Origin of the sequence: Pseudoalteromonas sp. H71, assembly GCF_001468485.1 — a bacterium.
In the GTDB taxonomy this organism is placed as follows: domain Bacteria; phylum Pseudomonadota; class Gammaproteobacteria; order Enterobacterales; family Alteromonadaceae; genus Pseudoalteromonas.
In genome coordinates this window covers 36,673-51,591 of sequence record NZ_LODI01000048.1, presented here as the reverse complement: position 1 = coordinate 51,591, position 14,919 = coordinate 36,673, and the positions used below count along the sequence as shown (strand labels likewise).

At 39.4% G+C, this 14,919-nt stretch carries 12 protein-coding genes; 6 read left to right on the top strand and 6 right to left on the bottom strand.

Annotation, left to right across the window (positions count from 1 at the left end):
* Nucleotides 1-6: 6 nt before the first annotated feature.
* The 6 genes from ATS71_RS17985 (at nucleotide 7) to ttcA (ending at nucleotide 6,044) form a co-directional block, all read left to right on the top strand.
* A complete protein-coding gene (locus ATS71_RS17985) occupies nucleotides 7-2,382 on the top strand; it encodes a heavy metal translocating P-type ATPase (protein ID WP_058406025.1) in 2,376 nt (791 codons plus the stop codon).
* Entirely contained in the window at nucleotides 2,379-2,546 is a 168-nt protein-coding gene (ccoS, locus tag ATS71_RS17980) for a cbb3-type cytochrome oxidase assembly protein CcoS (protein WP_006794301.1), read from the top strand. The genes ATS71_RS17985 and ccoS overlap by 4 nt, the downstream gene beginning before the upstream one ends.
* A complete protein-coding gene (locus tag ATS71_RS17975) occupies nucleotides 2,539-3,210 on the top strand; it encodes a sulfite exporter TauE/SafE family protein (protein ID WP_058406024.1) in 672 nt (223 codons plus the stop codon). The genes ccoS and ATS71_RS17975 overlap by 8 nt, the downstream gene beginning before the upstream one ends.
* 68 nt (nucleotides 3,211-3,278) lie before the next feature.
* Nucleotides 3,279-4,010 (top strand): FNR family transcription factor, encoded by a 732-nt coding sequence (locus tag ATS71_RS17970; protein WP_058406023.1) that lies wholly within the window; start codon nucleotides 3,279-3,281, stop codon nucleotides 4,008-4,010.
* A gap of 100 nt (nucleotides 4,011-4,110) precedes the next feature.
* Nucleotides 4,111-5,037 (top strand): universal stress protein UspE, encoded by a 927-nt coding sequence (gene uspE, locus ATS71_RS17965; protein WP_058406022.1) that lies wholly within the window; start codon nucleotides 4,111-4,113, stop codon nucleotides 5,035-5,037.
* Nucleotides 5,038-5,132: 95 nt separating this feature from the next.
* Complete coding sequence (gene ttcA / locus ATS71_RS17960; protein WP_058406021.1) at nucleotides 5,133-6,044, top strand: tRNA 2-thiocytidine(32) synthetase TtcA; 912 nt, start codon at nucleotides 5,133-5,135, stop codon at nucleotides 6,042-6,044.
* Nucleotides 6,045-6,090: 46 nt separating this feature from the next.
* Here the strand turns inward: ttcA and ATS71_RS17955 are convergent, their stop codons facing one another.
* The 6 genes from ATS71_RS17955 to ATS71_RS17930 all read right to left on the bottom strand — a co-directional run.
* On the bottom strand, nucleotides 6,091-7,146 hold the full coding sequence (locus ATS71_RS17955; protein ID WP_082653645.1) for a hypothetical protein: 1,056 nt from the start codon (nucleotides 7,144-7,146) through the stop codon (nucleotides 6,091-6,093).
* A 54-nt stretch (nucleotides 7,147-7,200) separates the two neighbouring features.
* Nucleotides 7,201-8,268, bottom strand: coding sequence for a hypothetical protein (locus tag ATS71_RS17950; protein ID WP_058406020.1), 1,068 nt, complete (start codon nucleotides 8,266-8,268; stop codon nucleotides 7,201-7,203).
* Nucleotides 8,269-8,749: 481 nt separating this feature from the next.
* Entirely contained in the window at nucleotides 8,750-10,072 is a 1,323-nt protein-coding gene (locus ATS71_RS19400) for a methyl-accepting chemotaxis protein (RefSeq protein ID WP_058406019.1), read from the bottom strand.
* Between the two features lie 249 nt (nucleotides 10,073-10,321).
* Complete coding sequence (locus ATS71_RS17940) at nucleotides 10,322-10,543, bottom strand: hypothetical protein (protein ID WP_058406018.1); 222 nt, start codon at nucleotides 10,541-10,543, stop codon at nucleotides 10,322-10,324.
* Nucleotides 10,544-10,547: 4 nt separating this feature from the next.
* A complete protein-coding gene (gene recD, locus ATS71_RS17935; protein WP_058406017.1) occupies nucleotides 10,548-12,563 on the bottom strand; it encodes an exodeoxyribonuclease V subunit alpha in 2,016 nt (671 codons plus the stop codon).
* A partial coding sequence (locus ATS71_RS17930; protein ID WP_235591530.1) for a 3'-5' exonuclease occupies nucleotides 12,560-14,919 on the bottom strand: 2,360 nt, incomplete at its 5' end. The genes recD and ATS71_RS17930, both read right to left, overlap by 4 nt.

Below are 14,919 nucleotides of genomic sequence, written 5' to 3'. Positions count from 1 at the left end.
ATTACTATGTCTAACTCTTGCTTTCATTGCCTTGAGAGTGTGCCAAAAGGATTTAGCGCCACAGTTACAATAGACGATACCCCCCAGCCAATGTGTTGCATTGGTTGCCAGGCCGTAGCGCAAAATATTGTTGAGCAAGGAATGACTGATTACTACAAGTACCGCACAGTCAGTGCGGGTAAAGTGGACCAACTTGTTCCTGAGCAATTGGCATTTATTAAAAGTTATGACAACGAAGATATTCAAGATGAATTTATAGCCACGAGTAACAATATTTCAGAAGTATTATTGAGTGTTGAAGGCATTACGTGCGCTGCATGTGCGTGGCTTATAGAAAAGCAATTATTGAGTTTAAACACCGTAAAGCGAGTGGATGTAAATACCTCAACTAACCGTGCAATGATCCAGTGGGACAAAACAGCAACACCACTGAGCGAAGTGATTACTGCCTTGGCCAAAATTGGTTACAAGGCGTACCCATTTCAAGCCGATACCGAAGCACAACAAAAGCAACAAACTGCCAAAGCATATATTCGCCGCTTAGGCGTGGCAGGCTTAATGACAATGCAAGTAATGATGTTTGCATTTGCCATGTATTTTGGCATGTTTTCAGGTATGGATAGTAATTTTGAACAGTACTTTAGATGGATAAGCTTAGTACTTGCTTCTCCCGTTATTTTGTATAGTGCCCTGCCCTTTTTAACCAATGCAATTAACGGCTTAAAAGCTAAGCAGCTTAATATGGATTTACCTGTATCCTTAGCCATTTTTGGCGCCTACGGAGCCAGTTGTTATGCCACTGTTATGCAAGTTGGTGAGGTATATTTTGAATCTATTTGCATGTTTACCTTTTTATTATTACTAGGTAAATATTTAGAATTTAGAGCACGCTTAAAAGCAAGTGAATACACAGCAAACCTTCAAAAGTTACTACCATTAACGGCTCGCACGCTTACAGATAGTGGTGAAGAACTCATTATTGCGGCTAAAAAGCTTAAACTTAATGATGTTGTGCTTATTAAAGCAGGTGAAACCATTCCCGCCGACGGCGAACTCATTAAAGGTAAAACGACGGTTGATGAATCAATGATGACCGGCGAGCACCAACCCGTTAACAAGTTTATAGGCCATAATGTGTATGCCGGCTGTGTAAACCACGATGGTGTTATTGAAATTAAAATAAACAAAATAGGTCAAAATACACTTTTAAATCAGATTATTCGCCTGCAGCACAATGCACTCACAAAACGCCCCAAACTGGTCGAAATAACTGATAAAGTCGCTCAAGGGTTTGTAGCTTGCTTGTTAGTATTTGCCTCATTAACCGCTATTGGGTGGTATCAAATTGATCCCGAGCACGCTTTTTGGATCACTATTTCAGTGTTAGTTGCAACCTGCCCTTGTGCCTTAAGTTTAGCAATACCGACTGCTTTAACGTGTGCAATTGCCAGCCTCACCAAAAAGGGAATTTTAATTAAGCAAGCTCATGTACTTGAAACACTCTCCAAATTAACGTTATTTGCGTTCGATAAAACAGGCACACTCACCCAAGGTAAATTTAGCCTTGATGAGGTCGATATTATCGACAGCCACTATTCAAAAGATGATGTAATGGCCATTGCAGCAATGTTGGAGCGTTTTTCTGAGCACCCGATTGCAACTGCTTTTGATGGTTTCACTCCAGCAAAGCATACGCTGCATAACATTGAAGTGCACGCAGGTTTAGGGATCAGTGCACAAGATGAAACCTTTCATTATGCTATAGGTAAAAGTGGTTGGTTTGATAGTAAAAAAACAAACGCACAGGCCAGTTTGTACATAAACAAACGTGTTGTGGCACGCTTTTATTTTGTGGATAAAGTAAAGCACGATGCCGAAAGTTTAATTAAATCGTTACACGCACAGCAATTAACTTGCCACATGTTAACTGGTGATGCGTCAGATGCGGGCAACAAAGTAGCTAAGCAATTAAAATTAGACAGCGTGCAATCTGGTTGCTCACCAAAAGATAAACAAACCGCCGTAGAGGCATTTTCATCTCAAAATGAAGTAGTCGCTATGGTGGGTGATGGTATAAACGATAGCCCTGTATTTGCAAGTGCTCACTTGTCTATTGCAATGGAAACCGGCGCTGATATATCAAAAAACAGCGCCGATGTTGTACTGCTAAATAGCGATTTAGCGTCTATTGATCACTTACTGAATATAGCTAAACAAACTCGGCGTATTATTAAACAAAACCTAACATTGTCATTGTTGTATAATGGCTCAATCTTACCGCTTGCAGCGCTTGGATTAGTTGCTCCTTGGATGGCGGTCATTGGCATGTCTGCCAGTTCGATTATTGTGATATGTAATTCACTGAGGCTATTAAAGTTATGAGCATAATTTACATTTTGATCCCCATTGCCATTTTGTTTGTACTTATTGCTATTGGCGTATTTTTTTGGGCAGTAAGAAGCGAGCAGTTTTCTGATTTAAACAAACAAGGCCACAGTATTTTGTTTGAAGATGACAAAGAGCAGCATAATAAAAGCAATGATTGACCCTTTATACATAAGCGCATTTTTAATGGGCTTAATTGGTAGCGGTCACTGCATAGCAATGTGTGGAGGGATTGCAAGCTCTTTACAATTAGCCAGCGACAAGCGAAAAACACTCTCCTACTCATTTGCTTATAATATTGGCCGAGCATTAAGTTACATGGTTGCAGGCTCACTCGTTGCGGGTATAAGCAGCCAATTTGCTAAACAAAACACATCATTCGCTATAACGCTTTCATTTATTGCTGCCATTTTTATGCTTTTGGTTGGCGTTTACATAATGCGTTTAGGTCCAACATTGCAATGGCTCGAAAAAATAGGCAAAACGCTTATTTGGCAGCATATTGTTAAGCTTAATAAATATTTAATGCCCGTTGACTCAACGGTTAAAGCATTAGGTTATGGTGCATTATGGGGGTGGTTGCCATGCGGTTTGGTTTACTCTGCGCTAACATGGGCAATGACAAGCCCAACAGCATTTGATGGCGCAATAGTGATGTTATGTTTTGCACTAGGTACATTTCCAGCCATGATCACCGTAGGCATTGCGGCGCAAAAACTTAATAGCATAATAAATCATCCCTGGACCCGCATTGTATTAGGGAGTGTTATAATTTGGTATGGTATCTACTTATTGATTATTGCAACCGATAAGTTAGTACATTAATGTTTAAGATGTATTAACCTTTCGAGGTTTATTTGCCCCAGTATATAAAAACTAAAACGGATAAAATTATGGATTTCACTCAAAGTCGCGCTAAAGGTAATTGTGCTATTAGCTGTAATAACTGCAGCATAAGCCAATTGTGTTTGCCATTTTCGTTAAATGGCCAAGAAATGGATAAACTTGACGAAATTATTGAGCGAAAAAAGCCATTACACAAGGGAGATTACTTGTTTGAATCGGGTGCTCCATTAAAAGCGATTTATGCAGTACGATCTGGCTCATTTAAATCATACACCTTGTCTGAGCAAGGCGATGAGCAAATTACTGGCTTTCATTTAGCAGGCGATTTAGTAGGATTTGATGCAATTAGTAAAATGACACATCAGAGCTTTTCTCAAGCCTTAGAAACCTCAATGATTTGCGAAATTCCCTTTGACACCCTTGATGAACTTGCAGGTAAATTACCTAAACTACGCCAGCAAATAATGCGTTTAATGAGCAGTGAAATTACCTACGATCAAGAAATGTTGTTACTACTTAACAAAAAATCGGCAGAAGAACGTTTAGCTAGTTTTGTTTATAACTTATCGGAACGATTTGGTGAACGTGGTTTTTCGCGTAAAGAATTTAGGTTTACCATGACCCGTGGTGAAATAGGTAATTACTTAGGCCTAACAGTAGAAACTATTAGCCGTTTATTAAGCCGCTTTCAAAAGGCTGATTTGATTAAAGTAGAAGGCAAGTTTATTACTATTTTAGATAATGACGCACTGGCTAAAACGGCAGCCATTGTTAGATAGATATACATTGATATAGAACAACAATTTATGTGCTAGGCCTTTAACTGTTTTGTATTTGAGTTACACTAAAAGTACACCAGTTAGGTAAATGGAGTAGCACATGAACACAATTAAACGCATTCTTGCGGTTATTGACCCTACCAAAGACGACCAACACGGTTTAGCGCGCTCAGTCGAGCTGGCAAAAAAATCTGGCGCAACCATTACTGCCTTTATGACGGTATATGATTTTTCGTATGAAATGACAACCATGCTCTCAGGCGATGAGCGCGAAGCCATGCGAGAAGCCGTTTTAAAAGACCGCGAACTATGGCTAAACGATTTAGTTTCACCTCATAACACGCTAAATATTGAAACGTTAGTTGTTTGGCATAACCGCCCTTACGAAGCCATTATTGAAACAGTTATTGATAAAAACTACGATTTAGTTATTAAAAGTACCCATCAACATGGTGCACTAAAATCGGTAATATTTACCCCAACAGACTGGCATTTAGTGCGTAAATGCCCTACTCCGGTGTTATTTGTAAAAGAAATGGCATGGCCTGAAAATGGCAATATTTTAGCTGCAGTTAACGCAGTGAGTGAGAATGATCAGCATATTGCGTTAAACAAACGTATAATTAAAGACGCGCAATTTTTATGTGAGCTTGCTAACGCAAAGCTGAATTTAGTCAATGCATTCCCCGCAACCCCTATTAATATAGCCATTGAAATACCAGAGTTTAATCCTAGTCTTTACAACGAGTCAGTAAAAAAACACCATATAGAATCAACCAATGCACTGGCTACTGAGTTTGCTTTAACTAGTGAGCACTGCTTTATCGAAGAAGGTTTACCAGAAGACGTGATCCCCGACATTGCTAAACGCCTTAACAGCGAGCTGGTTGTTATTGGAACCGTAGGCCGTACAGGATTAAGCGCCGCATTGGTAGGCAATACTGCAGAGCATGTAATAGATAGCCTAGACTGCGATGTATTAGCACTAAAACCAGATGGCTATGTAAGCCCATTAGCAAAAGATTAATAAATTTTGCTGTAGCTCCCAATATGCTAATAACATATAATACGCCCCTTTATTTCTAGCAAGTATTTTGCCGCATTGTTTACTAAGGGGGCGTAGTGTCTAACTCAGCTCAAGCCAAAGCTCAATATAACTTTAATAAGTTACAAAAGCGTTTACGCCGTTTAACGGGTCAAGCCGTTATGGACTTTAACATGATTGAAGAAGGTGACCGCATTATGGTTTGCCTCTCGGGTGGTAAAGATAGCTATACAATGCTTGAAATGCTGCAGCACCTTAAACGTGTTGCACCGATTAAATTTGATCTTGTGGTTGTTAACCTCGACCAAAAACAGCCCGGCTTCCCTGAACATGTTTTACCCGAGTACCTAGACAAACTCGATGTAGAGTACAAAATTGTAGAAGAAGATACCTACAGCATTGTCACCGATATAATTCCTGAAGGTAAAACCACCTGTTCGCTGTGTTCTCGCTTACGTCGTGGTATTTTATACCGCACAGCTAAAGAACTTGGCGCAACTAAAATAGCCCTTGGCCATCACCGAGACGACATGATTGAAACACTGTTTTTAAACATGTTTTATGGTGGAAAACTAAAAAGTATGCCAGCTAAATTAATGAGCGACAACGGCGAGCATATGGTTATTCGCCCCCTTGCTTACTGTAAAGAAGCTGATATTAGTAAATATGCATTTACTCAAGGCTACCCAATTATTCCTTGTAACTTGTGTGGTTCTCAGGAGAACCTGCAACGTAAACATACAAAAAATATGTTGGCGCAATGGAATAAAGATCATCCGGGTCGCATAGAAAGTATTTTTACTGCAATGCAAAATGTAGTGCCATCTCACTTAGCCGATGCTCAATTATTTGACTTTGAAAACCTAAAAACGGGTGAAGTTATTGACGGCGGTGATATTGCACTCGACAAGCCAGATATTCCTAAAGTACCGGTCAACAGCGATGCAGACGACGAAAATTCGGGTGTTGTTACAATCAACTTAAGTTAACTACGTTGTATTTTTGGGTTTGCTTTATAGCAAACCCAAAACCAGTTTAACCCTCGGCTAATCCTTGTAAAAACTCCAAGCTTAATTTTTCTTGTTCATTAGGTTGGTACGGCAGCTGTTGTAAACTGTCATAAGGAAAGTCATTTATATCAAAATGACTAACTTCACTGTTACCAAAACTGTTTCGCTCACCAGGACTGGGGGACATTCTTTCAATTACAAATCCACTCAATCGCATATCAGCCATACCTTGTGGCAAAATTGACCAGTGCGCTTTTAAATCAATAGTTTGGCTTCCTTTACTTAAACGTTGTTTACTCACCAAATGCGCAAGTGGTGTGTCGCCACTAAACAGATTTGCCCGAAGACGATACAAGCCTTTTTTAGCTACTTTTAAATTGGCGGGTATAAGCATGTTTTCATTTTGTGGATATGCCGATTCAAAGCCAAGAAGTGTAGCACTTGGAGGCATATATTGGATTTGCGCCACCACGGGGATTTGTTTCCCATCAACATTAGCTTCAACAAATATTTGTAAATTTCGCGGGTAGTCTTCCTCTGCTTTAAAAATAACATTGGCTTCGCCCTCTCGCGCGTTACTTTTATAAGTTGTTACTATCTCTTTTGTATCTGTATTGGCAAGCTCTACAATCACATTTTTAAGGCCCCCTGCGCTGACTTTTAATGTAATTTCTTCTGGGTAAACAAACCTATATTTACTCAGGCTGATTGTAACTGCATTTCCTTTGTCATCTATTGGGCTTTCAACAGGATAAAATTGATTAGGTTTTAAACGGTCTTCATCAAATTCAGATAAGGGTTGTGAATACGGTGGGTATTTAAGTGCACTTTCATATTGAATTGCAATCTGCTCAGCGGCTTTTGCTAAGTTGCTATTATAATCGGTTGTTACTTTATGCTTCTGTGGTGATTTACCGGGCAAATTTGCAGTGCTTTTTTGTAAGTTTGATTTATGCTCAACGGTGGCAGGCTGTTTTACCTTAACAACAGAAACCTCAGCCTCTACCTCTTCTTGAGAGGGCCATACTAGTAAAGCAAATACAGCCATTATTGAAATGACAACGAAGATTTTTTTTATCATTTATACTTCAATCCTTATAAAAAGTGCAGCTTAAAAAAGCTGCACATTCAACGTTTATGGGATCACATTATAAATTAATGCAGAAGCACTCGTTGTATTTGAGTTTTTAATATAGCGATAGTTCTTTTTCCAAAACCACGTACCCGTTGTCTGATCAAATGTATTAAAACCAACATTTTGCCCATCAACATTTATATTATTCATAGCAATGGTTACATTACCTTTACGCTGAGCATTATGAATTTCGTTATGGCTGTAGCTGTCGCTCATCATCATAGGATAATGATTAGGCATAAAACTATTTACAGCATCGCTTTGTGATTTTAATCGACCATCAGTATCAATACTGCTACTACAGCTACCAAATGAACGCGCTGAGCTTGCACCGCATGATGAGTGCGACGCAACAACCGAATCGTCATTACCTTTTAAAAATGCGCCTGTGATACCTAAGAATTCATTACCGTCAGCAACAAAACGTAAACGAGGTGTACGCGCATCTGGAAATGGAGAAATTTTACGCGCATTATTTACTTTTAAATCATGTAACACGCCAACCGCTTCAGTAACATCGCTTCCTAGCCACCATCTAAGTGCTGCATCTATAGCAAAATTCCATGAGGCACCGGTTAGTGCGCTTACAGCAACATCAGCAAGTTCACTACCGCCACCAGCACCAGCTAAATCAAATGTAGCAACAATATTAAGTGGAGTAAGCCCTGCGTTTTCTAACCAGTTTGCTTGGTTATCAATAATATGGCGTGCAATTAAATCCCCCGTTGAGTGTGTCACTAATACACAACCATCAGCACATAAGTTTGAGCGCGATAATTGCTTTAATTTAGGCCAAACCCAATCTGTTGCTATTTTACCTTCAACACGCTCGTAGGCAGGCCAATCAATTCGCTCATCTGCTCGGTTATTCCAATAGGACTGCCAATATGTTTCGCCATCGTTTACAACGTCGCTACCTGATTTATTGGTTATTTGAGAAACCTGCAAGCCATGGATTAATATTATTTTGTGATCTTTACTCGCAGCTGAAAAGCTTATTACCATAGCAAGGCATGCGCCTAGTATATGTTGTGGCTTCAGCCATTTGTGTGTGTGTGTGTTGTTCATAAAATTCCTTAATGTGTGTGTTTAATATTTTTAGTTAAGGTATTCATTGTCATTATTTTTTTGTGCTGAACAGAAATAATTACGCATATGTAAGGCTTATATCTCACGTTAACGACGTTAAAAAATTCTTAATTAGAGCAACCAAATAGCGAATTTTTTGCTGGCTATCAACATGTTTTTTCACCCTCAAACTAGATCACTTAATTAAGCGAATTGGTATAAAGTGCTTAGCTAAGCAATGTGTGTAACTCATCAGTCCAGACAATGACCAGTATTAGGAACAAAGTACAAAAATGCAACAAATTATTATCATTTGTAATAAATATAAATTTAATCCAATTAAATCAATATAGTAAGAATTGTTATATTTAGGATTATTATGGGAGGTTTGTAATATTAAATATTGATGAGGCGCTAAAAATATACGGTACCAAACCTAAAAGATTTTAAGTTTGGTACACATAGATTGATGTTATAACAATTATTGACCTTTAAGCTCGCTTGTAAATTGCCCTATAGCATTTACAACTTCTTGAGCACCATTTTGAATTTCAGTCATTACATGTCCAGACTCTTTAGATAAAGCTAAGCCTTGCTCTGCTTTTTCTTTACCTTTTTCAATCACATCTACTGTGTTTTGAGTTTGAGATTGGTTACGCTGTACAACTTCTACAATTTCTTCTGTTGCTTTAGACGTGCGTGATGCGAGTAAACGAACTTCGTCTGCTACAACGGCAAACCCCCGACCTTGCTCACCAGCACGAGCCGCTTCAATGGCTGCATTTAATGCGAGCAAATTAGTTTGCTCTGCAATGCTGCTAATGCTTTGAACTATGCTCGCTATTTGCTGAGATTGTTGATCTAATGCCGAAATTTCACTTGCCGCTTGTTCCATATTAATTGCAAGCTCTGTCATTACTGCCACAGTGTCTTTAACTACTTCAGCGCCTTGCTCTGCTTTTTTATCTGTTTGGGTTGACGTGCTGTAGGCAATTTCTGCTGCTTGCGAAATTGCAATTTCTCGATTTACTTGCTCTGTTATTACCGTGGCAAATTTCATTACTTTATACAGTTTTCCAGCATCGTTAGAAATAGGATTGTAAGATGCCTCTAACCATACAACATTGCCGTGCTTATCTACTCGCTTAAATCGAGACGCAATAAACTGACCCTGCCTAAGTTTTTGCCAAAACGTTTGGTACTCTGGAGATTCAGCCTCTTCGCGCTCACAAAAAATTCGGTGATGCTGACCCAAAATTTCTTTTTCTTTATAGCTCATAGCGTCTAAAAATTGCTGATTAGCTTTTAAAGCATGCCCCTCTAAATCAAATTCAATAACCGCCATAGAACGATAAATTGCTTTAATTGTGTCACTTTGCTCACGAGATGCAGTAATTGTTTTGGTTAATACGGTACAAAAAATAGAAAAATACAAAAGCTGATCTTGCTCACCTTTTACAGGGTGAACAATTAAGCGCAACCATTCAACTTGGCCATCTTGGCGAATAAATTGTAATGCACCGCCCCAATGGCCCTCTTTTTTAATTGCTTTTTGTAGGCTTTTATATTCTTCAGAGTGTTGAGAGTGCTCAGAAATAATATCTACAATTGGTGTATTAATAATATGATTTTCTCGATAACCCAACATTTTTAATAGCTGTTCATTAGCGTGGGAAATTCGCCCATCATAAAGGATATTAATCACCAGCATTTCACGATTAAGGCCTTCCCATACTTGTTGCAGGGGATAAAGCTCCGCTTTTAATGATGCTATTTCGTTTTGTTTACTATTAGAAAAAAACATTAATATCCTTACCAATATGCGTGATATAAAATTTATAAATTTAGGAGCTAATTTAGTACAAAATAACAGTTAACTGTCACTTTAAAGCTTAAGAGTATGTTTTATATGTCATCAAAACCAACACTTTAGAATGGCAAAAATACATGTTAAACATAAATTTTTGAATATATATTACTTTAATATAGCCTAATTATAAGTCAAACTTTGAACTCGACTATTTTTATAAAAATGGTTGTTTACTCTTATTTTTCATATTTTTAATTGCAGCAATAACTCCGGCAATAATTTATCAATGCACTGGGCGCAGTCTTTAGATTTATGATTTAAGCACACCCAACCATCTGTTCCCATTACTTGCAGCGAAGTTATATCTTCGCTACCTATGGTTTTGTATTTAGAACACCACACCCCTTTGACTTTAAATATACCAAAATTAGTGGTTATACGGTTTATTGTAAAAGGGGTTTTCATAATGTTATTTCACTTGTAATCGCTCATATAAACCGGATGAGCGCGATACGGTTTTGTTCATTGCCAATTGCAACACTTTTTTGTCGGCAACTAGCTCAAACGTGTGCTTAGCACGGGTAATACCGGTATAAACAAGCTGGCGATTAACTCCAACACTTGCTTGCTGCAGTGGTGGTAAAACCATCGCGGTATAGCTAAATTCTGACCCTTGTGATTTATGTATGGTCATTGCAAATACTTTATCGTGGGCGGGTAAACGCGCCGGTGAAAATGCACGTGTGCCGCCCTGCTCGTCAATAAATATAGCCTTAAGCTGCCCAGCTTCATCATTCATTAAAATACCAATATCGCCATTAAAAAGCTTTAATTGATAATCGTTTTGGCTCACCATTATGGGCATACCATTATAATGGCGCTGATTTGGGTTAACGTTTATCAACCCTTGTTGCTGCAGGGTACGTTCAATGCGTTGATTCAAACTATTAACGCCGTAGTCGCCCTCTTTTACTGCGGCCAGTAATTGATACCCAGCAAACGCAGCATGCACTTTAGCTACACTCTCACCTTGAGCAATTAAATTTAAATAATGTGCATAATGTTTGGCCGCTCGATTTACTAGGTTCTCTATTGGTTTACCTATAAAGTCGTAATCCAAAATAACATCATTAAAGCGCCCTTCAACACTCTCTTGCTCTACATAATTTAATAAACCACTATTGTTCGTGTTTACCGCTAATGCCAATTGGCCTATGCCACTTTTAGCGTCAAAGCGGTAACTGCGTTGTAAAAATGCAATGCAATCGGCTAGTTTAAATGGGCTATTTCCCTGCGGTGTTAATGTGGGCTGGTTATTAAAACAAAGCGCATTTAATTCATTACATCGTTGGTTTGAGTAGCTTGGTGTGCTCCCAAGGGTCAGCCCTTGGCATATATCACTCATTACGCTGCCAGTATCAACTGAAGCAAGTTGGTCTTTGTCACCCAACAATATTAATCGAGCATGCGCAGGCAAGGCCTCTATTAATTTCGCCATTAGTGATAAATCCACCATGCTTGCTTCATCAATAATCAACACATCTAAATGCAGTGGGTTGCCTTGGCTGTGTCTAAATTTATTCGTAAACGGTTTTACCCCCAATAAACGATGAATAGTTTGCGCGGTATCAGGAATTAGCGCTTTAATATCATCAGGTATACTCGTTAACTGGTTTTTAGCCCCTAAAATGGACTCACTTAGCCTTGCCGCGGCTTTACCTGTTGGTGCCACCAGCTTTATGCTTAATGGCGCCGACTTATAAAGCGATTGCAATATAGCCAGCAACTTAGTTACCGTGGTTGTTTTTCCTGTGCCTGGCCCACCGGTTATTACACTAAACCCTTTAGTTGCTGCAATGGCACACGCCACTTTTTGCCAGTCAATGCCTGCCTCTGATTGCGCTTCAAAATAATGCTGCAATAGGGTTGCAAGAGTTTGGTTATCAACATTAAGTGGTCGCTCACTCATTGCTAACAAACGCCCTGCAAGTATTTGCTCATAGGCAGCAAGACGCGAAAAATAAAGGCGTTGGTCAAATAATTGTAGTGGTTTGGCATCCCCGACGCTTTGATGGTTTTGCAAGTAGGTAAAGGCGGCTTGTTGGTCAAACCCTTGTGCAAATGGGCTAAATGTATCGGGAATATTCCCTTCAATTTTATTAAAGTCGCTTTGGCGCAAATTAAACGGATTAGCCCAATCTATGGTGTTTAATGTTAAGCAACTATGTTGGCTTTGCTGGGCTATACATAACAATAAAACAATATAAAACAGCTCATTATGGGTTGTTTCATGAGTATTTGAGAGTAGTTGCGCAAGTTTTACGTCAACGACTCGTATTCGATTTTCAGCCAGTAAAAAATCCAGCAATGGCAGTTCAGTAACCACACTATTAGACACTGTATTTTGCTCATAAGATGAAGACGTTTGTTCAACTTCATCATCTAACGCGTCAAATAAACCCGGCTGCTGATTTAACTCGCTCATAGCATGGCTCCTTGGCTAAATAAGCCATCTAAAATAGTTACTTGCTCTAACGTCAATTTATTAAAGAAGACACCTTGCCCAGCTGGCATGCCTCGCAAAAAGGTGTAGTACACGCCTCCTAAGTGGCGTTCAATTGAGTAGTCACTAATGCGTTGTTTTAATAGTCTATGCAGCGCTACGGTATATATTAAATACTGTAAATGGTATTGATGGCTGCTCATGGCTTGCTCTAGCTGCTCGGGTTCATAATCTTTAGGCGTGTTACCTAAGTAATTAGATTTATAATCTAAAATATAATATTTACCTTGGTGGCAAAATATTAAATCCACAAAGCCTTTTAAAAGCCCTTTAACATGAGAAAAATCCAGCTTACTTTGCACAAAACCAAAGTGCTTAATGAGCACTTCGTTAAGTTTGGGGGCACTTAAGCCCGTCAGCGGTAAATTAAACTCCATTTCGACCAAGCAATCACTCGGCGCTAGTGTACTTAAACTCAAGTTATTTTGAGTATTTAATGGGCAATTGAGTACATCTAATATCCACTGCTGGGCAATCGGCTGCCATGTGTCGCTAATATGGTATTTTTCAAAGGCACGTTTTATCACTTGGGATAAGTTTTGTTCGCTGTTAGTTGGGTGCACAACGGGGCTTGTGAAATCTATTTGCTCTAAAATCTCGTGCAAACAACTACCTGGCTTTGCCCCTTTTGGAAAACTGAAAGGTGATGGGAGTTCGTCTTGTTGCACGGCAAATTCGTCTTTTTCGTGATCTTCATCGCTTCGCCCTGGCGCTAATTGGTCGCTGTGCTTTTTAAAACTCAAAGCACTGAAACTGGTTGCACGCCAATCGCGTTCAATATGAGCCGTACTGTTATTTACACTCAATGTTTGCTGGGCTGCCTTGGTATTAATAAATTGCAAAGCCCCCTGAGATTGTAAATCTTCAGAGGTAAATTGATGGTAAGCCATGGCTGAATGCGCTTTACAAAAATCAATTAAATGGGTGCGCCATATCTGACTACTGGTCACCTCTATCCCCGAAAATAATACGTGCCCTAATGCACTACTTTGAATCGCTAAGCGGCTACTCTGCCCCTGCCCTATGTTATAAACACCCAAAGCACAAAAGTGCACAGCCCTGGTAAGCGCCACATACAATAAACGTAAGTCTTCTGCAAGGCGCTCTTTTTCAGCCTGTTGGAGTGCGTCTTCATCCTTGCTCAAATCATAAATGAGTTTGCCATTTTTATGATACAGCGCTTCTTTAGTTTCTCGATAGCCACTGGCAAAGGGCATAAATACCAATGGATATTCGAGCCCTTTTGAGGCGTGCATCGTCACAATTTTGACTAAGTTGGCATCACTTTCTAAACGTACTTGCACGGTTTCGCCATCTTGTTGGCTTACCTTTTGCGCAAACCAGCGCAGTAAACGCAATGTACCTTCAAGCTCAATTTGTTTTTGCTGCAATATTTCACCAAGGTGCCTAAAGTCGGTAAGCCATCGCTCCACGTTATAGCCTAAGCCTTGCCATTTAGCACTAAGCTGATTATGGCTTAGCAATCGCTCAAGCATAGCCATTGCCCCTTGTTTATGCCAAATATGACTAAGTTGAGCAAAAAAGTTTAGGTGTTCTTGCCAAGCGTTCTCGTTATCGGCGAGCAAATATATATCGTTATAGCTTAAACAAAATAACGGTCCTGCAAGCACACCACGAAGCAATGACTCGTCATATTGACCATGTAATGCCGTTAAAAAATTAAGTAAATGATGACTTAACTCTTGGCTAAATACGCTGTCTCGCGATAAGTAAACACTAGCAATTTTAGCCTCGCTCAGTGCCTTTTTCATTATTTGCGCTTCAACGCGATCTCGTACCAAAATACAGATGTCTGCCGCACTGATTGGTGTGTTGCCAATGCACGCTTTGCCTTGCTTAGCGTGTTCAAGTAGGGTCACTATTTTATTGGCAAAATAGGTGGCTAAGTGTGCTTGGCCGACCCCTTTGCTGGTGGGCTTATTTTTTTCATCTGCGGCTTCATCTACAAACACGTTAAATTCAAAGGCAGTGGCTGGTTTACCATCAATTAAAAAAGAGTCTTCCGCTTTTTTACCTTTAGCGTTTACTTTATTAAACGGTATGGCGTCGTTATAAATAAAGCTGTTGTCGTGTTTACTAAAAAGGCTATTTACGCTGTTTACTATATCGCTGCTTGAGCGAAAGTTAGTGCCCAATGTAAATTGTTGTGGCTCGTCTACCGCCTCTTTTGCACCTATATAGGTGAATATATCTGCGCCCCTAAAACCATAAATAGCTTGTTTAGGGTCGCCTATCATGGCAAGTGTGGTATTGGCTT